This window comes from Nocardia sp. NPDC041819 (assembly GCF_055590505.1).
In genome coordinates, this window is sequence record NZ_JBVJAP010000003.1 from 413,640 (window position 1) to 433,514 (window position 19,875).

Here is a 19,875-nt window from a genome sequence, read left to right on the forward strand (position 1 = left end):
ATTCGCTATCAATACTGGAACATGTTTCAGTCCATATGCAATGATCGGGGAAACCCGATCCGACGAAGGCTCGTCCCACCCACCCCGCCGAGAGGTTTTGCCATGCGCATTGCGTACACGCCGCAACAGGAGCAGCTGCGCGCGGAGTTGCGCGACTACTTCGCGCGACTCATCACCCCTGAGCGCAGGGAGGCCCTGAGCGCGCAGACCGGCGAGTACGGGCAGGGCAATGTGTACCGCGAGGTGGTGCAGCAGATGGGCCACGACGGCTGGCTGGCGCTGGGCTGGCCAGAGGAATACGGCGGCCAGGACCGCCCCACCATGGACCAGCTGATCTTCACCGACGAGGCGGCGATCGCGGGCGCGCCGGTGCCGTTCCTGACCATCAACTCCGTCGCGCCCACGATCATGCACTACGGCAGTGCGGAACAGAAGAAGTTCTTCCTGCCCAAGATCGCGGCCGGTGAACTGCACTTCTCCATCGGCTACTCCGAGCCGGGCGCGGGCACCGACCTGGCCAGCCTGCGCACCACCGCGGTGCGCGACGGCGACGACTACGTGATCAACGGCCAGAAGATGTGGACCAGCCTGATCGCCTACGCCGACTACATCTGGCTGGCCGTGCGCACCGATCCGACCGCCAAGAAGCACAAGGGCATCAGCATGCTCATCGTGCCGACCACCGCCGAGGGCTTCTCGTGGACGCCGGTGCACACCATGGCGGGGCCGGACACCAGCGCCACCTACTACCAGGACGTTCGCGTGCCCGCGAGCGCGCTGGTCGGCCAGGAGAACGGCGGCTGGGCGCTGATCACCAACCAGCTCAATCACGAGCGCGTCGCGCTCACCTCGGCCGCGCCGCTGGCGCTGGCGCTGCGCCAGACCGTCGAATGGGCGCGCGAGACCAAGGCGAGCGACGGCTCCCGCGTGATCGACCGCGAATGGGTGCAGCTCATCCTGGCCAAGGTGCACGCAAAGGTGGAATACCTCAAGCTGCTGAACTGGGAGATCGCCAGCCGGGCCGACGCGGGCGGCGACGCGGCTCCGCGCCCGTGGGACGCCTCCGCCTGCAAGGTGTACGGCACCGAACTGGCCACCGAGGCCTACCGGTCGCTCATGGAGGTGCTCGGCCCGCAGGCTTACCTGCGCCAGGACTCCCCCGGCGCGCAATTGCGCGGCCGCCTGGAGCGGATGCACCGCGCCGCGCTCATCCTCACCTTCGGCGGCGGCACCAACGAGGTGCAGCGCGACATCATCGCCATGACCGCCCTGAAGCAGCCTGCCGCCGCGCGCTGACGAAAGCTGAGAGACCACCATGGATTTCACCCCCACCGAAGCCCAACTCGATCTCGGCCGGCTGACCGGCGAGGTGTGCGGGAAACTGGTCACCGCAGACCGGTTGCGCGAACTCGATACTGCCGAAGAGCGATTCGACCGGCCGCTGTGGAGTTCGCTGGCCGAGACCGGCGTGCTCGCGGCCGCCCTGCCCGAATCGGTCGGCGGCAGCGACCTCGGCTCGCTCGAGCAGACCGCCGTCCTGCGCGAGCTGGGCAAGCACCTCGCGGCCGTGCCGTACCTGTGGTCGATCGTGCTCGGCGCGGGTGCGCTGGCACGGTTCGGCGATGCGGCGCAACAGGATCTGGCCACGCGGGCGGGCGCGGGCAGCGTCATCCTCACGGTGGCGCTGGCCGAGGAGCGCAACTGGGAACCCGCCGCGCCGACCACGAGCGCGGTCGAGACCGGGGACGGCTGGCGGCTGACCGGCGCCAAGACCACCGTGCCCTTCGCGAACCGGGCCGAGCGGATCCTGGTGCCCGCCACGGTCTCCGGAACCACCGCGGTGTTCCTGGTCGATCCCGCGGCGGCGACGGTGACCGCGCAACAGGTGGTCGACCGCAGCCCGGAGTTCGCGGTCGAGTTCACCGATGCGCCCGCCGAACTGATCGGCGCCGTGGCCGACGGGGCGGAGATCCTGGACTGGATCCTCACCCGCGCCTGGCTCGGCCTGAGCGCCCTACAGCTCGGCACCCTGGAACGGGCGCTCGAGCTGGTCGCCGAGTACGCAAGGGAGCGCGAGCAGTTCGGCAAGGCGGTCGGCAGCTTCCAGGCCGTCGCCCAACGGCTCGCCGACGCCTACATCGACGTGCAGGGCCTGCGCTTGGCGGTCACCCAGGCGGCGTGGTTGCTGTCGGAGGACCTGCCCGCCGCCGAGGCGGTGCACACCGCCAAGTTCTGGGCCGCAGACGCGGGCCACCGCGTCGCCCACACCGTGGTCCACGTGCACGGCGGCGTCGGCATCGACCGCGACCACATCGCGCACAACTACTTCACCGCCGCCAAACACAACGAGTTCGCCCTCGGCGCGAGCACCGACCACCTGCGCGCCCTCGGCGCGCTGCTGGCCACGTAACCGCACCCGAGCACATTCGGCCCGCACGGCACCATGCCCTGCGGGCCGAATCGCGTTGCGCTCAGACCAGCCGCCGGTTCAGCACGCCGCTGACCCGCAACACACGCTCGGCTGCGTCTTCGAAAGCTGCGCGGCGCGAGTCGATCGCATCCGTGCCGGTGTCCTGAACGCGGGCGCAGCCGTCTCGCCGCGGCGCAGAGTAGCGGGGATCGAGGTCGGCCATGAGTCGAACGTACCGCGCTTTCAGTCTGCTGGGATCGACGTCAGGTAGCGCTGGAGGGTGGGGCCTACCTCGGCGATGATCTGGTCGCGGGTCAGGGCGACGACCGGGGGCAGGCGCAGGACGTAGCGGCACAGGGCGAGGCCGAGCATCTGGGTGACGATCAGGCCGCCACGGCGGGGGGCGTCGGCGGGATCGCCGAAACGCAGGACGGCGGGCAAGATCTGCTCGGTGAAGATGGCGCGGACGCGGTCGGCCACCGCCTCGTCGGTGAGCGATGAGCGCAGCAGCGTCAGCAGCACCTCCTTGTTCGGCTGCTCTTCCCAGATTTCGAAGAAGCGGCGCACCAGCAGCTCGCCCAGGCTGTCCGGCTCCGCGGAGCCGAGGTCGGGCAGGTCCAACCGGACATCGACCGCGGCCGCGAAGAGTCCGTCTTTGCTGCCGAAGTAGCGCATGACCATCGAGGGGTCGATATCCGCGTCGGCGGCGATGGCGCGAATGGTCGCCTTGCGGAATCCCTCGGCGGCGAACCGTGCGCGGGCCGCGTCGAGGATCGCCGCACGCGTCGCGTCCGAGCGGCGAACGGGGGCTTGATCAGGCTCTACGGTCATGCCAACAAGTGTAGGCCAACAAATGTTGACTTTCTAGCCCGGGCGGGGCTACGGTTGTGTCAACAAACGTTGGCCTACAAACGTTGACATGAGGAGTTCCGATGAACGCCACACCGAACCCGCTGCCCGCCACCGCTTCCGTCGTGATCGTCGGCGCAGGACCCGCCGGGCTGACCGCCGCCATCACGCTGGCCGACGCGGGTGTGGATTTCGTCCTGCTCGACCGGCAGAGCGAAGGCGCGAACACCTCCCGCGCGGCGGTCGTGCACGCCAGGACGCTCGAGGTGCTCGAGGAACTCGGCATCGCCGACGAGTTGGTCGCGACCGGCGACATCGTCGCGCGCTTCACCGTCCACGACGGCGGCAAGACCTTGGCCACCATCGACTTCGACAGTCTCCCGACGCGCTACCCCTACACCCTGATGACGCCGCAGGACACCACCGAGGCGGTGCTGCTGAAGCGGCTGCGGAAGGCCGGCGGTGACGTGCAGCGGCCATACCAGGTCAGCCGGGTCGCCCAGGACGGCGACGGCGTCACGGTCGAATACACCGACGCCGCGGGCGCCGCCGGCAGCATCCGCGCCGACTACGTCGTCGGCACCGACGGCATGCACAGCGTCGTCCGCGAGCAAGCGGGCATTGGATTCACCGGCGCGTCGTACCCGGAGTCCTTCGTTCTCGCCGATGTGCGGATGGACTGGCCGATCGCGCGCGACGAGGTGGCCCTGCACCTTTCACCGGAGGGTGTCACCGTGGTCGCGCCGCTGCCCGACGAGGCCGAGCCGAACCGCTACCGCGTGGTCGCCACTCTGGAAACCGCGCCCGAGCACTCGACCGCTGCGCAGATCCAGGCCCTCCTGGACGCCCGGGGCCCCGGCGGCGCGGTGCGGGTTCGCGAGGTGCTGTGGAGCTCACGCTTCCGCGTGCACCACCGGGTCGCCGACCACTACCGCAACGGGCGCATGCTGCTCGCGGGCGACGCCGCACACGTGCACAGCCCGGCAGGCGGGCAGGGCATGAACACCGGCATCCAGGACGCCGCCACCCTCGGCCCGCTGCTGGCGCGAGTCCTCACGGGCGAGCCCGACACCCTGCTGGACGAGTACGAGACCACCCGCCGCCCCGTGGCCCTCGGCGTCGTCTCGTTCACCGACCGCATGACCAAGATGGCGACCCTGCGCCACCGCACCGCCCGCACCGCGCGCAACCTGATCCTCACCACCGCGTCCCGCATCCCCGCCTTCCGCCACCGCCTCGCCTACCAGCTGGCCGAACTCGCCAACCGCTGAGGTTCCGCGAGCCCCAGCGAGCCGAATCGAACGCCGCTCCGACAGCCGCTCAGTGATGCGTACCTGCCATCGGCTCCGGGACAACTGGCGCCGGTACCGGGCATCCCCGGCAGACCGATCGACGGCGCTGATATCCGGGCGGAGGCCTGCATGGTCGGCCACTGTCCGAGGAACGGTGGCCGACACATGAGGCCGGGTTGCTACTTCGCGCTCGCCACCGCGTGGTCGTCGGCGGGGCGGGCCTGGGTTTGCTCCTTGGCCCAGCGGTAGTCGGGCTTGCCGGCCGGGGAGCGCTTGATCTCGTCGACGAACCACAGGCTGCGGGGCAGCTTGTAGGGCGCGATCTCCTGGGTGAGCATGGGGCGCAGCTCCTCCAGGGTGGGGCGGGACGCGCCACGGCATTGCACGACCGCGACCACCCGCTGGCCCCAGCGCTCGTCCTCGATGCCCACCACCAGCGCGTCGAAGATCTCGGGGTGCGTCTTGAGCGCGCCCTCGACCTCCTCGGGGTAGATCTTCTCGCCGCCGCTGTTGATGCTGACCGAACCGCGGCCGAGCATGGTGACCGTGCCGTCCTCCTCGACGCGCGCGTAGTCGCCGGGGATGGCGTAGCGGATCCCGTTGAACTCTTTGAAGGTCGCGGCGGTCTTCGCCTCGTCCTTGTAGTAGCCGAGCGGGATGTGCCCGCGGCGGGCCAGGATGCCGACCTCACCGGAGCCGGGCCGCACCGGATTGCCGTTCTCGTCGAGCACATCGGTGGAAGCGTCGATCTTCACCCGCGGCCCGCCGGTGTGCGTCGCGCCCTTGGCCACGATGGCGATGCCGCCGAAGCCGGTCTCCGATGAGCCGATCGAATCGGAGATCATCCGGTTGGGCAGCAGCTCGAGGAACTGGTCCTTGAGCGAGGGCGAGAACAGCGCCGCGCTGCTGGCCATTACGTACAGGCTGGAAAGGTCGTAGGGCTGACCGGTCTCCGGGTTGCCTTCGATGAGCGCGTCTAGCATCGGGCGCGCCATCGCGTCACCGGTGATGAAGATCAGGTTGATCTTGTGCTTGTCGATCGCCCGCCACACGCCGTGCCCGGAGAACTCCGGGATCATCACGGCTTTACCGCCGCCGAACAGGCTGTGGAACGTGGCCCACTGCGCGCCGCCGTGGATCATCGGCGGTATCGGGAACCGCACCATCGGCGGGCTGCCCGCGCCGACCTTCGCCAATTCCCATTCGTCCTGGACGTATTCGCCGGTGATGAAGTTGATGCCCGCGCCGAGCACGCGCCAGACGTCCTCCTGACGCCACATCACGCCTTTGGGCATGCCGGTGGTTCCGCCGGTGTAGACCATGTACAGGTCGTCCGGGGAACGTTCGCCGAAGTCGCGCTCGCCCGAGGACTGCGCGAGCACCGTCTCGTAATCCACCGAATCGGCTGCGGTGGCGATCGTGCCGGTCGTATCGTCGTCGACGACGACGACCGTGCGCAGTTGCGGCGTCTTCGGCCGGACGGCAGCGACCTTGTCGCTGTAGCGCCGCTCATGGATCAGCGCGACCATGTCCGAGTTGTCGAAGATGTACTGCAACTCGTTCTCGACATATCGGAAGTTCACGTTGATCATCACGGCCCGCGCCTTGAAGATCGCGACCATGGCCTCGACGGCCTCGATCGTGTTGCGTGAGTAGATACCCACCTTGTCGCCCGGTCGGACTCCCTGTTCTTGCAGGTAGTGAGCGAGTTTATTGGCCCGCTCCTCCAACTGGGCGTAGGTGACCTCGCGGCCGTCGTCGGCCAGCGCGACGCGGTCGGGCATGAGGTCGACGGCATGTTCGACAAGGTCCGCTATGTTGTAGCTCACAGCCTTAAAAATAGAACGTGTTACTGTTTCTGACAAGGCTCGAAGTCAGGAGAATCAGCGATGCCGCACTGTCTCGTCGAGAAGCGCGACCATGTCCTCATCGTCACCATGAACCGGCCCGAGGCGCGCAACGCGCTGTCGGGGGAGATGATGGCGATCATGAAAGACGCCTGGAATCAGGTGGACGAGGATCCGGAGATCCGGGTCGCGATCCTGACCGGCGCGGGCGGGGCGTTCTGCGCGGGCGCCGATCTCAAGGGCATGACCTCCGAGCACCCCGGCGACACCATCGAGGGCGGCGGCTGGAACCCGGCCAAGCTGGAAGCGCTGCTCAAGGGCCGCAGGCTGACCAAGCCGCTGATCGCGGCGGTCGAGGGCCCGGCTATCGCGGGCGGTACCGAGATCCTGCAGGGCACCGACATCCGGGTGGCCGGGGAGAGCGCGAAATTCGGCGTGTCCGAGGCACGGTGGGGCCTGTTCCCGCTGGGCGGCTCGGCTGTGCGGCTGGTCCGCCAGATCCCCTACACCGTGGCCGCGGAAATCCTGCTCACCGGCCGGCACCTCACCGCCGCCGAGGCCAAGGAGATCGGCCTGATCGGACACGTCGTCCCGGACGGCACCGCACTGGACAAGGCGCTGGAGATCGCGGGGCAGATCGCCGCCAACGGACCCCTCGCCGTGCAGGCCATCCTGCGCACCATCCGGGAGACGGAGGCCATGCCGGAAGAGGACGCCTTCGAGATCGACGCCAAGCTCGGCATGTCGGTGTTCCGCTCGGCGGATGCCAAGGAAGGGCCGCGGGCGTTCGCGGAGAAGCGCAAGCCCTCTTTCACCGGAAGCTGAGAATCCCGGCGGAGCCCGACGCCCCCGATGCGCACCCGCATCGGGGGCGACCCCTCGCCGGGCTCAGTTGGCGCCCGGGTAGTCCATCCAGAACGGCTCCCACTGGTGGCCGTCCGGGTCGATGAAGGTGCGGCCGTGCATGCCGACCTGCGCCTCCTGCGCCCGCTTGTCCTCGTTCACCTCTTCGGTCGCGCCCGCCGCGACGGCGGCTTCGGTCAGGCTGTCGACCTCTTCGGCGCTGCCGAGCGCGAGCGCGTACGCGGCGTTGATCGCCGCCTTGGTATCGGCCACCGGCCGCTTGCTGAAGGTGGTGAAGAAATCCTTGATGAGCAGCATCAGGCAGATGTTGTCGTCCACCACGATGCAGGCGGCGTTGTCGTCGGTGAATTCCTGGTTGACCTTCCACCCCAGCGCCTCGTAGAACGCCATCGACCGGTGTAGATCCGCGACCGGGAGATTGATGAAGATCATCTTGCTGCTCATGGCCTCTTCCTCTCGAGCAAGTCCGTTCGTGTCACTGGATAGGACGTGCCCCGGACGGCGAACTCATCGCGGAAGCGTCGGTGTCGCATCCCACACGCCGGGCAGGTTTAACGATCTTGATCAGCACCGCCTCCGTGTTCGCGGTCCTGTTCTGTGTCGGTGGCCTGTGGCATGGTGACACCCATGAACGACTCGCCCGGCTCCTCCGCCGGCCTCGCTCCCGAGGTGCTCGCCGCGTTCGAGACCCATCGCAGAGAGCTGTGCGCGTACGCCTACCGCATGCTCGGTTCCTCCTTCGAAGCGGAGGACGCGGTGCAGGAGACCCTGACCAGGGCCTGGAAGTCCTACGACTCGTTCGAGGGCCGCGCCAGCCTCCGATCCTGGCTGTACAAGATCACCACGAACGTCTGCCTGGACATGCTCGACGGCCCGCAGCGCCGGGCCAGGCCGATGGACCTGTCCGGTCCGTCGCGGCCGGATTCGCCGCTGCCGGCACCGCAGCCGGACTACGTGTGGATCGAGCCCATCCCGAACGCGCTTGCCTTCGGCGCCGATCCGGCCGATCACGCCAGCGCGAAAGACACCCTGCGCCTGGCCTTCGTCGCGGCCTGCCAGCATCTGCCCGCCACCCAGCGCGCGATCCTGATCATGCGCGAGGTGTTGCGTTTCTCCGCCAACGAGACCGCCGAGGCGCTCACCATGTCGCCCGCGTCGGTCAACAGCGCGCTGCAACGGGCGCGCGCGACCATGTCCAAGGTCCAGCCCGCCGCCACCGACACCTTCGACGAGTCCGACGAGGATCAGCGCAGACTGGTGGACAACTTCGTCAAGGCGTTCGAGTCCTACGACATGGACACCCTCACCACCCTGTTGAAAGCGGATGTGGCACTGTCCATGCCGCCGATCGAGCTGTGGATCTCGGGCCCGGAGAACGTCGCCGCGTTCATGCTCGGCCACGGAAGCGCTTGCCGCGATTCGCGACTGGTCCGCCTGGAGGGCGCCAACGGCTTGCCCGCCTTCGGCCACTACAAGCCGGGCGACGAGCCGGGCGTGTGGGTGCCGTGGTCGATCACCGTGCTGGAACTCGACGGCGACACCATCGCCGGGCTGAACTTCTTCCTCGACACCGAGAAGCTGTTCCCGCTCTTCGGCCTCGCGCCCGAACTGCGCGAGAGTATCTGACCCGGAACGCGCGAATGCGCCCTTCGTGAAGGGCGCATTCGCTTTCGGCGTCGTCGCGCGGCCGGGCCGCGGCCCCAGCGGACCGGCTACACGGCCGCCTCGTCTCCTCAGGACGCGGGGATGTACCGTTCACGCAGCTTGCGCTTGTAGAGCTTCCCGTTCGGGTCGCGCGGCAGTTCCGGCAGATAGTCGATCGACTTGGGCATCTTGTACTTCGCCAATTGCGTTGCGGCGAAGGCCAGCAGTTCCTCGGTGAGCGCGTCGCCGCCCTCCGCTCCGGCGGCCGGCTGCACGACCGCCTTCACCTCCTGGCCCCAATCCGGATGCGGCACACCGAAAACCGCCACGTCGACGACCTTCGGGTGGGTGATCAAGACGTTCTCGACCTCCGCCGGGTAGATGTTCACGCCGCCGGACAGGATGAGGTCCGAGCGCCGGTCGTGCAGGTACAGGTAGCCGTCCTCGTCGAGGTGTCCGATGTCCCCGACGGTGAACAGGTCACCAACGCGCGAGTCGTCGGTCTTGGCCTTGTCGTGGTGGTACTCGAAACTCGAAGCGCCCATTCGCATGTACACCAGGCCGGTCTCGCCGGCGGGCACCTCGGAGCCGTCTTCCTCGCTGAGCACCTTGATCACCGACCACGGCCACGCCTTGCCGACCGAGCCCGGCTTGCGCAGCCACTCGGTGCCGTTGATCACCGTGCCGCCGCCCTCGGTGGCCGCGTAGTACTCGGTGACCGTCGGACCCCACCACTCGAGCATCTGCCGCTTGGTCTCCTGCGGGCAGGGCGCCGCGCCGTGCACCATGCTGCGCAGCGAGGACACGTCGTACTTGGCGCGCACCTCCTCCGGCAGGGCCAGCAGGCGGTGGAACTGGGTGGGCACCATGTGGCTGTGCGTCACCCGGTGCTTGTCGATCAGCCGCAGCATGTCCTCGGCGTCCCAGCGATCCATCAGAACGAGCTTGTGGCCCAGCTGGATCGAGATGGTGGCGAAGTTCAGCACCGCCGTGTGATACAGCGGCGAGCCGCAGATGTGCACGTGGTCGTCGTAGGGCGCGAGCTCGAACAGGCCGAAGAACGCGGTGGTGTGCGGCGGGACGACATCGGGGTCCGCGCCGGTGAGCGGCCGCCGTACTCCCTTGGGCCGCCCGGTGGTTCCGGAGGTGTAGAGCATGGGGGCGCCCGTGCTGCGGTCGGACGGACGCCCGGTGTCCGCGGCGCCGAGCCAGGCCACCGACTTGAAACCCTCGATCTCGCCCACCGCGAAGCGCGCCGTCGCGGGCAGCCCCGCCTCGTCGGCGGCGGCCTGGGCGGCGGCGGCGAAGCGATCGCTGGCGATGAACGCCTTCGCCTCGCTGTCGGCCAGGATGTAGGCGACCTCCGGACCGGTGAGATGCCAGTTCACCGCGACGATGTACAACCCGGACTGGTAGGCCGCGAAATACGCCGCGATCGCCTCCACGCTGTTGTGCACCATGCTCACCAGCACGTCACCGGTTTGCAGGCCGAGCCCGCGCAGGCCGGTGGCGTAGCGATTGGCGAGCGTGGCCAATTCGCGATACGTCACCTCCCGGCCCCAGGGATCGACCATCGCGATCCGATCGGGCTCGGCTTCGGCGATGTTCCACAGACCGAGAATTTTCACTGACTCCTGCGCGGGGGGATGGTGAGGAGGCGGAGCCGACGGGGCGGGTGAGGCAGTCACCCCATTGAATCTAGAACGTGTTCTACTGTTCGACAAGGGGGGCAAGCCGATGCAAATGCGCGACATCGGGAACCGACACCAGCATCATGGTGACGCCCGCGGACTCCCAGACCCGCAGCTGCTTGCGGACATGCTCCTCGTCGCCGATGATCGCGGTGTCCAGAATCAGCTCGTCCGGCACCACCGCCGCCGCCTCGGCCTTCTTGCCGGACTGGAACAGCCGGCCGATCTCGTCGACCTCGCGCTCGTATCCCATCCGCCGGTAGACCTGGGCGTGGAAGTTCAGCTCGGGCGCGCCCATGCCGCCGATGTAGAGCGCCATGATCCAGCGCATCCGCTCCAGCTCACTGGCCGGGTCGTCGGTGATCACCACCTGACAACTGGCGGCGATCTCGAAATCGTCCCGGCTACGCCGCGCCCCCGCCCGCGCGAAGCCCTCGTCGAGCCAGTCGTTGTACATCCCGGCCAGCCGTGGCGCGTAATAGATGGCCAGCCAGCCGTCGGCGATCTCGGCGGTGAGCGCGACGTTCTTCGGCCCCTCGGCGCCCAGCCAGATCGGCAGATCCGCACGTAGCGGATGCACGATCGGCTTCAGCGGCTTGCCGAGCCCGATCGAACCCGGCCCGGTATAGGGCAGCGGGTAGTGCGGGCCGTCGCTGGTGACCGGCCCCTGCCGGGCCAGCACCTGACGCACGATCCCGACATACTCGCGGGTGCGCTGCAACGGCTTGGCGAACGGCTGGCCGTACCAGCCTTCCACCACCTGCGGACCCGAGACGCCCAGGCCCAGGATCGCGCGGCCACCGCTGAGATGATCGAGGGTGAGCGCGTGCATAGCCGTCGCCGCGGGCGTGCGCGCCGACATCTGCACCACCGATGTCCCGAGGCGCACCCGCCGCGTCGACGAGCCCCACCAGGTGAGCGGGCCGAAGGCGTCCGACCCCCACGATTCGGCGGCGAACACGGCGTCGAACCCGGCTTCCTCGGCCGCCGCCACCAACTCCCCCGCGTTCGCGGGCGGCTGGGCCATCCAGTACCCGAGTTGCAATCCGAACTTCACGCCGGACCCCTTTCCAGTCAACTGCTTGCCACCAGAGTTAGAACCTGTTCTACTCGATATCGTGACTCAGGGGAATACTGCATCCACGGCAATCGCTAGTGGTAGCGGCACGGCATTGAACACAGCGGCCGTGCCCGATGTACTCAGCGCGCCCCTACGGGTGCGTTTCGACTACACCCGCTCCGTCGGCTCCACCATCGGGACGTTCTTGACCCGGTTGCGCGATCACAAGATCGTCGGCGCTCGCGGCTCGGACGGCCGGGTGATCGTGCCGCCGCCGGAATACGATCCGATCACCGCCGAACCGCTGACCGAATTCGTCGACGTCGCCGACACCGGCACCGTCGAATCCTGGACCTGGGTGCGCGAGCCGCTGCCCGGCCAGCCGTTCGACCGCCCCTTCGCCTGGGCGCTGATCCGATTGGACGGCGCGGACACGACGCTGCTGCACGCGGTCGACGTGGCCGGGCCCGAGGACATCCGGAAAGGCTTGCGGGTCACCGCCCGGTGGGCCGAGCAGACCGAGGGCAGCATCCGCGACATCGTCTGCTTCGAGCCGGGTGAGAAGTCCGCCGCGCCGGTGGCGTCCGCCGGAGCCGAGCCGGTGACCATGCTCGTCACGCCGGTCGATCTGTCCTACAAGCACACCGCCTCGCCGCAGGAGACCGTCTACCTGCGTGGACTCGCCGAAGGCAAGCTGATCGGCGCGCGCACCGACGCCGAGGGCAAGGTCTACTTCCCGCCGCGCGGCGCGAACCCGACCGACGGCAGGCCGACCGACGAGTACATCGAGTTGTCCGACCGCGGGACGGTGACCACCTTCTGCATCGTCAACGTGCCGTTCCTCGGGCAGCGGATCAAGCCGCCGTACGTCGCGGCCTATGTGCTGCTGGACGGGGCGGACATCCCGGTGCTGCACCTGGTGCTCGGCTGCGACGCGAGCGAGGTGCGCATGGGCATGCGGGTGGAGGCGGTGTGGAAGCCGCGCGAGGAGTGGGGCTACGGCCTGGAGAACGTGGACCACTTCCGTCCCACCGGCGAGCCGGACGCCGATTACGAGACCTACTCCCATCACCTCTGAGAGAGGCGCACGTTGACTGACAACGCCACCGACATCGCGGTCGTGGGTTTCGCCCACGCGCCGCACGTGCCGGAGACCTTCGGCACCACCAACGGTGTCGAGATGCTGGTGCCCTGCTTCCAGCAGCTCTACGACCGGCTCGGCATCACCAAGTCCGATATCGACTTCTGGTGCTCGGGCTCGTCCGATTACCTTGCCGGACGGGCCTTCTCGTTCATCTCCGCGATCGACGCCATCGGCGCGGTGCCGCCGATCAACGAATCGCACGTGGAGATGGACGCGGCCTGGGCGCTGTACGAGGCGTGGGTGAAACTGCGTTCGGGACAGGCGAAGACGGCGCTGGTGTACGGCTTCGGCAAGTCCTCCGCGGGCACGCTGCGCCAGGTGCTCACCATGCAGCTGGACCCGTACGTCGTCGCGCCGCTGTGGCCGGACGCCTGGTCGATCGCGGGCCTGCAGGCTCGCGCCGGTCTCGACGCCGGACGCTGGACCGAACGGGACATGGCGGCCGTGGCGGCCGGCGAGTCCGGCGACGCCGACAGCCTGCTCGACCAGCCCTATGTCGCCGATCCGCTGCGCGCGCACGACATCGCGCCGATCACCGACGGCGCGGCCGCGATCGTGCTCGCCGTCGGCGACCGCGCTCGCGAACTGTGCGAGCGCCCCGCGTGGATCACCGGCATGGCGCATCGAATCGATACTCCCGTGCTCGGTGCGCGCGACCTCACCGTCTCGCCGTCGACGGCGGCCGCGGCCAAGGCGGTCACCGGCGGTGACGTCAGCGATTTCGACATCGCCGAGTTGCACGCGCCGTTCAGTCATCAGCAACTGATCCTCGCCGAGGCGATCGGGCTGAAGAACGGCACGAAGGTGAATCCGTCCGGCGGCGCGCTCGCGGCCCACCCGATGTTCGCCGCGGGCCTGGAGCGCATCGGCTTCGCGGCCGAGGCGATCATCGCGGGCTCGGCGAATCGCGCGTTGGCCCATGCCACCAGCGGCCCCGCGCTTCAGCAGAACCTTGTGACCGTCTTGGGATCGGAGAACCGATGAGCTTGCCAACGGCGGTGCTCGGCACCGGACAAACCCATCACGTGACGAAACGGACCGACGTGTCCATGGCGGGGATGTGCCGCGAGGCCATCGATCGTGCGCTCACCGACGCCGGTCTCACCATCGCCGATATCGACGCGGTCGTGGTCGGCAAGGCGCCGGACGGATTCGAGGGCGTCATGATGCCCGAACTGTTCATGGCGGACGCGCTCGGCGCCACCGGAAAGCCGCTGCTGCGGGTGCACACCGCCGGTTCGGTGGGCGGCTCCACCGGCATCGTGGCGACCAATCTGGTGCAGGCGGGCGTGCACAAGCGCGTGCTCGCGGTGGCGTGGGAGAAGCAGTCGGAGTCGAACGCCATGTGGGCGTTGTCGATTCCGGTCCCGTTCACCATGCCGGTCGGTGCGGGCGCGGGCGGGTACTTCGCTCCGCACGTGCGCTCCTACATCCGGCGCTCCAACGCACCGGGCCATATCGGCGCCATGGTCGCGGCGAAGGATCGCCGCAACGGCGCCAAGAACCCGCTCGCGCATCTGAAGCAGCCCGACATCACGATGGAATCGGTGCTCGCCTCGCAGATGCTGTGGGATCCGATCCGCTTCGACGAGACCTGCCCCTCCTCCGACGGCGCGTGCGCGATCGTGCTCGGCGACGCGGAGGCCGCCGAGGCGGTCGAGGCCACCGGCCGCAAGGTCGCCTGGGTGCACGCCACCGCGATGCGCACCGAGCCGACCACCTTCGCCGGGCGCGACCAGGTCAATCCCCAGGCGGGCCGGGACGCGGCCGCCGCGCTGTGGGAGACGGCGGGTATCACCAACCCGCTCGAAGAGATCGACGTGGCCGAGATCTACGTCCCGTTCTCCTGGTTCGAGCCGATGTGGCTGGAGAACCTCGGCTTCGCGCCGCAGGGCGACGGATGGAAGCTCACCGACAAGGGCGAGACCGAGATCGGCGGCGCTCTTCCGGTCAATCCGTCCGGCGGCGTGCTCTCGTCCAACCCGATCGGCGCCTCCGGGCTGATCCGGTTCGCCGAGGCCGCCAAGCAGGTCATGCAGCGGGCCGGGGACTATCAGGTCGAGGGCGCGCGTAAAGCGCTCGGCCATGCCTACGGCGGCGGGTCGCAGTATTTCTCGATGTGGGTGGTCGGATCGGAGCGGCGGTGACACCGCTGAAGTTCACCGTCGGTATCGCGCTGAGTCCACTGGACCAGCTGACCGAACTCGCGAAAACCGCCGAGAAGTGCGGGTTCTCGTCGATCGCGCTGCCGGACTCGCTGTTCTACATGAAGTCGGCGGCGGCGAAGTATCCCTACACCGCCGACGGCAGCAGATTCTGGGGCCCGGACACGCCGTGGGTCGACCCGCTCATCGGCGCGACCGCCATGGCGGCCGTCACCAGCCGCATCCGCTTCTACACGAACGTGCTCAAGCTGGGTTCCCGCAATCCGCTGCTGCTGGCCCGGCAGGTCGGCTCGGTGGCCAACCTGTCGGGTAACCGCTTCGGCTTCGGAGTCGGAATCGGCTGGGCGCCCGAGGAATTCGAGTGGTGCGGGGTGCCCTTCGCGCGGCGCGGCGCCCGGGTGGACGAGATGATCGAGGTCATCAAACTGGTACTGGCCGGTGGCATGGCCGAGTACCACGGCGAGTTCTTCGACTTCGATCCGTTGCAGATCAGCCCGGCGCCGAGCGAGCCGGTGCCGTTCTACATCGGCGGGCACACCGACGCGGCACTGCGGCGCGCGGCGCGGGTGGGCGACGGCTGGACCTCGGCGATGATGACCTACGAGGAGCTGCGCGGCACCATCGGCAAGCTCGACGCGCTGCGCGCCGAGTTCGGCCGATCCGGCGGGCCGTTCGAGATCCAGGCGGTGTGCGTCGACCGGTTCGGCCGCGCCGGCTATCAGGACCTGGCCGACGCGGGCGTCACCGACGCGATCGTGGTGCCCTGGCTGGCCGACGGCATCGGATTCGACGGCGAACTGTCCGCCAAGCAGGACTCGCTGCGCAAATTCGCCGAACAGTACATCGCCCAACCCGTCCTCGCCGAACGATGACGACCCGCTGGCCGAGGGAGGCCTTATGACCACCACAACCGAGCATCCGGCCAGGGCTGCCGGCCTGGCCTCGCAGGCCGCCGTGCGAGCCCGGGACAAGCAGGCCTGGGTCGCGCTGTTCGCCGCCGACGGCATCGTGGAGGACCCGATCGGCCCGTCCGGCTTCGATCCGGAGGGCAAGGGCCACCGCGGCACCGACGCCATCGCCGCGTTCTGGGACATGGCCATCGCGAAGACCGAGCTGATCGAGTTCCTGTTCGGCGACTCGTTCGCCTGCGGCAACGAAGTCGCCTTCACCGGCACCATCCGCAGCACCATCGGCGGGCACCTGATCGACGCCGACGGCGTGTTCACCTACCGGGTGGACGACGACGGCAAGATCACCGCGCTGCGTGCGTTCTGGGAGGTCGATCGCGCCATGAAGACCGCGCGTCCGGTCGGCTGAGGTCATACGAAAGGGCCCTCGCACCGTGCTGGTGCGAGGGCCCTTTCTCGCGTCTCAGTGCGCGACCGGGCAGGTCTTGTAGTCGACCGGGAACTCCTTGATGCCGTTCAGCCAGCCCGAACGCAGCCGCTTCGCGTCGGCGATCTTGCTGATGTCGGGCAGATGATCGGCGATGGCGTTGAAGATCAGGTCGATCTCCAGCCGGGCGAGGTTCGCCCCGATGCAGAAGTGCGCGCCGGTGCCGCCGAAGGCCAGGTGCGGGTTGTCCGTGCGCATGATGTCGAACTTCTCCGGGTGGTCGAAGACGTCCTCGTCGAAGTTGGCCGAGCGGTACAGCATGACCACCCGCTGGCCCTTCTTGATCTGCACGCCGCCGAGCTCGGTGTCCTCCAGCGCGGTCCGCTGGAACGAGGTGACCGGCGTGGCCCACCGGATGATCTCGTCGGCCGCCGTGGCCGGGCGCTCCTTCTTGAACAGCTCCCACTGGTCCGGGTTCTCCAGGAACGCCATCATGCCGTGCGAGATGGCGTTGCGGGTGGTCTCGTTGCCCGCGACCGCGAGCATGATCACGAAGAAGCCGAACTCCTCCTCGCTGAGCTTGTCACCGTCGACATCGGCCTCGATCAGCGTGGTGACGAGGTCGTCGGCCGGGCACTGCTTACGGGAGGCCGCCATCTGGTAGGCGTAACCCAGGATCTCGGCGGACGCCGCGACCGGGTCGGCGGTGCTCTCCGGGTCGTCGTAGCCGGTCATGTCGTTCGACCAGGTGAAGACCTTCATCCGGTCTTCCTGCGGGACGCCGATCAGCTCGGCGATGGCCTGCAGCGGCAGTTCGCACGCGATCTGGGTGACGAAGTCACCGGAGCCCGCCTCGGCGGCCGCCTTCACGATGGACTCGGCGCGGGCCGACAGCTCCGCGCGCAGGCCGTTGATGGCGCGCGGGGTGAAGCCGCGCGAGATGATCTTGCGCAGCTTGGTGTGCTCGGGCGCGTCCATGTTCAACAGGACGATCCGCTGCAGTTCGATCTGCTCCCGGGCGATGTCGTCGTTGAAGCGCGGGATCGCGGTGTTCTCGTAGCTGGAGAACACATCGCTGCGCCGCGAGACCTCCTTGACGTCGGCGTGCTTGCTCACCACCCAGAAGCCGTCGTCGTGGAAGCCGCTGACCTCCGGCGGCTGCGGGTTCCACCAGATCGGCGCCGTCCGGCGCAGTTCGGCGAACTCTTGGACCGGAACACGCTCGGCGTAGATGTCCGGGTCCGTAACGTCGAACCCGTCCGGGAGATTCGGCCGGGCATTCCGAGTGTCTACCACCAGATGTCTCCTTCGACAAACTGAAACACGTTCTATAATCATTGAAGCACAGGCGCGAGAATGAGGAAAGAAACCGGACAGATCCGCCCCTGGCAAGTGCTATGAACGCGTTTCAGTTTTCTGTCCCGTAAAGAGAGGTTGGACATGGGCACACCCGTGATCGTCGAGGCCGCACGCACCCCGATCGGCAAGCGCGGCGGCTGGCTGTCAGGGCTGCACGCGGCCGAACTGCTGGGCGCGGCCCAGCGCGGGCTGCTCGAGCGCGCACATCTGGACCCGGCACTGGTCGAACAGGTCATCGGCGGCTGCGTCACCCAGGCCGGCGAGCAGTCCAACAACGTCACCCGGGTCGCCTGGCTGCACGCGGGCCTGCCCTGGCAGGTCGGCGCCACCACGATCGACACCCAGTGCGGATCGGCCCAGCAGGCCAACCACCTGATCGCGGGCCTGATCGCGGCCGACGCCATCGAGATCGGCATGGCCTGCGGCGTGGAGGCGATGAGCCGGGTTCCGCTGGGCGCCAACGTCGGCGAGAACGCCGGGCCGCGCAGGCCCGCCTCGTGGAACATCGACCTGCCCAACCAGTTCGAGGCAGCCGAACGAATCGCCAAGCGGCGCGGTATCACTCGCGCGGATGTGGACGCGTTCGGCGCGCGCTCGCAGCGCCTGGCCGGGCAGGCATGGACGGAAGGCCGGTTCGATCGCGAGGTGCTCACCGTCACCGCGCCCGCCGTCGACAAGGAAGGCAACCCCACCGGCGAAAAGCTCGATGTGTCGCGAGATCAGGGCCTGCGCGAGACCACCGTCGAGGGCCTGGCCAAGCTGAAGCCGGTGCTGGAGGGCGGCGTGCACACCGCCGGATCGTCCTCGCAGATCTCCGACGGCGCCGCCGCCGTGCTGCTGATGGACGAAAAGGCAGCGCAGCGAGCCGGATTGCGGCCGCGTGCGCGGATCGTCACCCAAGCGGTGGTCGGCGCGGAGCCGGAGTTCCACCTCGACGGCCCGGTGCAGGCGTGCAGCAGGCTGCTGGAGCGGTCCGGCATGAATATCGGCGACATCGACCTTTTCGAGATCAATGAAGCGTTCGCGTCGGTCGCACTTTCGTGGGCCTCTGTACACCAGCCGGACATGGACCGGGTTAATGTCAACGGCGGTGCCATCGCCCTCGGACATCCGGTCGGCTCCACCGGATCGCGTCTCATCACAACGGCTTTGCACGAACTGGAGCGCTCCGATCGCAGTACCGCAATGGTTCTCATGTGTGCCGGTGGCGCACTCGCGACAGGAACGATCATCGAACGTTTGTGACTTCAACCATTTCGCGTGCGTTGGTTGAACGTTCATCCCCCACGGGCGCAAACGTGTCGTACGCCACACAAACCCATGTACCGCCCAGTTCATGAGATGTCAGCTATCTTGCGGCTATCAAGACCCCCTCTCCCGAGACCCCAGCGACGGGCCAGAACCGGTTCGTACCGCGGGTTCTCGAGAGGCCTTGGGGTGACCCGCAAACCCGACCGTCCCAGCCCCTTCGCCGCCATCCGACCTAGAAGCTTCAAGGAAATCCGGAATCAGGCGTAGGTTTTCAGTTACTGAGCCGCTAATATCAATGATACGTATCCGAGATAACGACTGTTAGTACAGCGAAGGGAATTGGGCGGCTCACAATGGCTGATTTCGCGGCGCGGCTGAACAAGCTGTTCGAAACCGTGCATCCCCCGGGGCGTAAGCCGCACACCAACGCGGAGGTTGCGGCGGCGCTGACGGCCTCCGGACATCCGATCTCGAAACCGTACCTGTCGCAGTTGCGGTCGGGACAACGGACGAACCCGTCGGATGAGACGGTGGCCGCCCTGGCGAAGTTCTTCAAAGTCAAGCCGGACTACTTCTTCAACGACATCTATGCCGCCAAGATCGATCACGATCTGGAGCTGCTGTCCCAGCTGCAGGGCTATGGACTGCGACGGCTGTCGAGTAGAGCGTTCGACTTGTCCGAAGAATCACAGAATCTGCTCACGTCTATGGCGGAGAAGTTGCGGGCAAGCGAGGGCTTGCCCGAAATTCCTCCGGATGGCACCGAATAGGTTCTCCTGCACGGCAGCACAGTGCGGCCCCCAGGGTCGCACTGTGCTGTGTTATGCGCGCGTAAGCGGGCACAGCACACAACCGGCGCGGGGGCGTGCCCCCCAAAAATTGGGGACAAAAAACCGCCAAGTCATTTTTTGGGTCCGATCCTGTGTTCGAGGAATGCACCCCCGGGTGGTTTTTCTTTCCCCCC

Annotated in this window: 19 protein-coding genes; 12 read left to right on the forward strand and 7 right to left on the reverse strand. The window is 67.9% G+C overall.

Going from position 1 to position 19,875, the window contains the following annotated elements:
• Positions 1-102 precede the first annotated feature (102 nt).
• Both ACZ6DL_RS13585 and ACZ6DL_RS13590 read left to right on the forward strand, forming a co-directional pair.
• Positions 103-1,296, forward strand: a complete 1,194-nt coding sequence (locus ACZ6DL_RS13585) for an acyl-CoA dehydrogenase family protein (protein WP_466050982.1) — start codon at positions 103-105, stop codon at positions 1,294-1,296.
• A 19-nt stretch (positions 1,297-1,315) separates the two neighbouring features.
• Entirely contained in the window at positions 1,316-2,410 is a 1,095-nt protein-coding gene (locus ACZ6DL_RS13590) for an acyl-CoA dehydrogenase family protein (protein WP_466050984.1), read from the forward strand.
• Positions 2,411-2,471: 61 nt separating this feature from the next.
• On the opposite strand, the gene ACZ6DL_RS13595 is transcribed toward ACZ6DL_RS13590, so the two are convergent.
• Positions 2,472-2,633, reverse strand: a complete 162-nt coding sequence (locus tag ACZ6DL_RS13595; RefSeq protein ID WP_466050986.1) for a hypothetical protein — start codon at positions 2,631-2,633, stop codon at positions 2,472-2,474.
• Positions 2,634-2,653: 20 nt separating this feature from the next.
• Positions 2,654-3,241 carry a TetR/AcrR family transcriptional regulator gene (locus tag ACZ6DL_RS13600; protein WP_466050988.1) on the reverse strand — a complete coding sequence of 196 codons (588 nt, stop codon included), beginning with the start codon at positions 3,239-3,241 and terminating at the stop codon, positions 2,654-2,656.
• A 101-nt stretch (positions 3,242-3,342) separates the two neighbouring features.
• Between ACZ6DL_RS13600 and ACZ6DL_RS13605 the strand changes: the two genes are divergently transcribed.
• Positions 3,343-4,530, forward strand: a complete 1,188-nt coding sequence (locus ACZ6DL_RS13605) for an FAD-dependent monooxygenase (RefSeq protein ID WP_466050990.1) — start codon at positions 3,343-3,345, stop codon at positions 4,528-4,530.
• Positions 4,531-4,730: 200 nt separating this feature from the next.
• Here ACZ6DL_RS13605 and ACZ6DL_RS13610 read toward each other — a convergent pair whose 3' ends face one another.
• The gene (locus ACZ6DL_RS13610; RefSeq protein ID WP_466050992.1) at positions 4,731-6,380 is read right to left on the reverse strand and encodes an acyl-CoA synthetase; all 1,650 of its coding nucleotides are present in this window, start codon (positions 6,378-6,380) and stop codon (positions 4,731-4,733) included.
• 60 nt (positions 6,381-6,440) lie between these two features.
• On the opposite strand from ACZ6DL_RS13610, the gene ACZ6DL_RS13615 reads away from it, so the two are divergent.
• Positions 6,441-7,223 (forward strand): crotonase/enoyl-CoA hydratase family protein, encoded by a 783-nt coding sequence (locus tag ACZ6DL_RS13615; RefSeq protein WP_466050994.1) that lies wholly within the window; start codon positions 6,441-6,443, stop codon positions 7,221-7,223.
• Between the two features lie 63 nt (positions 7,224-7,286).
• On the opposite strand, the gene ACZ6DL_RS13620 is transcribed toward ACZ6DL_RS13615, so the two are convergent.
• On the reverse strand, positions 7,287-7,706 hold the full coding sequence (locus tag ACZ6DL_RS13620; protein ID WP_466050996.1) for a VOC family protein: 420 nt from the start codon (positions 7,704-7,706) through the stop codon (positions 7,287-7,289).
• 183 nt (positions 7,707-7,889) lie between these two features.
• Here ACZ6DL_RS13620 and ACZ6DL_RS13625 point away from each other — a divergent pair, with 183 nt between their 5' ends.
• On the forward strand, positions 7,890-8,888 hold the full coding sequence (locus ACZ6DL_RS13625; RefSeq protein ID WP_040864632.1) for a sigma-70 family RNA polymerase sigma factor: 999 nt from the start codon (positions 7,890-7,892) through the stop codon (positions 8,886-8,888).
• 107 nt (positions 8,889-8,995) lie between these two features.
• Here ACZ6DL_RS13625 and ACZ6DL_RS13630 read toward each other — a convergent pair whose 3' ends face one another.
• Positions 8,996-10,534, reverse strand: coding sequence for an acyl-CoA synthetase (locus tag ACZ6DL_RS13630; protein ID WP_466050998.1), 1,539 nt, complete (start codon positions 10,532-10,534; stop codon positions 8,996-8,998).
• Between the two features lie 82 nt (positions 10,535-10,616).
• Complete coding sequence (locus tag ACZ6DL_RS13635; protein ID WP_466050999.1) at positions 10,617-11,654, reverse strand: LLM class F420-dependent oxidoreductase; 1,038 nt, start codon at positions 11,652-11,654, stop codon at positions 10,617-10,619.
• A 130-nt stretch (positions 11,655-11,784) separates the two neighbouring features.
• On the opposite strand from ACZ6DL_RS13635, the gene ACZ6DL_RS13640 reads away from it, so the two are divergent.
• Genes ACZ6DL_RS13640 through ACZ6DL_RS13660 form a run of 5 tightly spaced genes read left to right on the forward strand, consistent with a single transcriptional unit; the run spans position 11,785 to position 16,283 of the window.
• On the forward strand, positions 11,785-12,735 hold the full coding sequence (locus tag ACZ6DL_RS13640) for a Zn-ribbon domain-containing OB-fold protein (protein WP_466051001.1): 951 nt from the start codon (positions 11,785-11,787) through the stop codon (positions 12,733-12,735).
• Positions 12,736-12,747: 12 nt separating this feature from the next.
• A complete protein-coding gene (locus ACZ6DL_RS13645) occupies positions 12,748-13,785 on the forward strand; it encodes a thiolase domain-containing protein (RefSeq protein ID WP_393234457.1) in 1,038 nt (345 codons plus the stop codon).
• Positions 13,782-14,948, forward strand: coding sequence for a thiolase domain-containing protein (locus ACZ6DL_RS13650; protein WP_466051003.1), 1,167 nt, complete (start codon positions 13,782-13,784; stop codon positions 14,946-14,948). Before ACZ6DL_RS13645 ends, ACZ6DL_RS13650 begins: the two co-directional genes overlap by 4 nt.
• A gap of 5 nt (positions 14,949-14,953) precedes the next feature.
• Positions 14,954-15,838 (forward strand): TIGR03619 family F420-dependent LLM class oxidoreductase, encoded by an 885-nt coding sequence (locus ACZ6DL_RS13655; protein ID WP_466051307.1) that lies wholly within the window; start codon positions 14,954-14,956, stop codon positions 15,836-15,838.
• 25 nt (positions 15,839-15,863) lie between these two features.
• On the forward strand, positions 15,864-16,283 hold the full coding sequence (locus ACZ6DL_RS13660) for a nuclear transport factor 2 family protein (protein WP_466051005.1): 420 nt from the start codon (positions 15,864-15,866) through the stop codon (positions 16,281-16,283).
• A 54-nt stretch (positions 16,284-16,337) separates the two neighbouring features.
• Here ACZ6DL_RS13660 and ACZ6DL_RS13665 read toward each other — a convergent pair whose 3' ends face one another.
• On the reverse strand, positions 16,338-17,639 hold the full coding sequence (locus ACZ6DL_RS13665; RefSeq protein ID WP_466051007.1) for a cytochrome P450: 1,302 nt from the start codon (positions 17,637-17,639) through the stop codon (positions 16,338-16,340).
• Between the two features lie 102 nt (positions 17,640-17,741).
• On the opposite strand from ACZ6DL_RS13665, the gene ACZ6DL_RS13670 reads away from it, so the two are divergent.
• Positions 17,742-18,905, forward strand: a complete 1,164-nt coding sequence (locus ACZ6DL_RS13670; RefSeq protein WP_466051008.1) for a steroid 3-ketoacyl-CoA thiolase — start codon at positions 17,742-17,744, stop codon at positions 18,903-18,905.
• Between the two features lie 359 nt (positions 18,906-19,264).
• Entirely contained in the window at positions 19,265-19,681 is a 417-nt protein-coding gene (locus tag ACZ6DL_RS13675; RefSeq protein WP_011207048.1) for a helix-turn-helix domain-containing protein, read from the forward strand.
• Positions 19,682-19,875 lie beyond the last annotated feature (194 nt).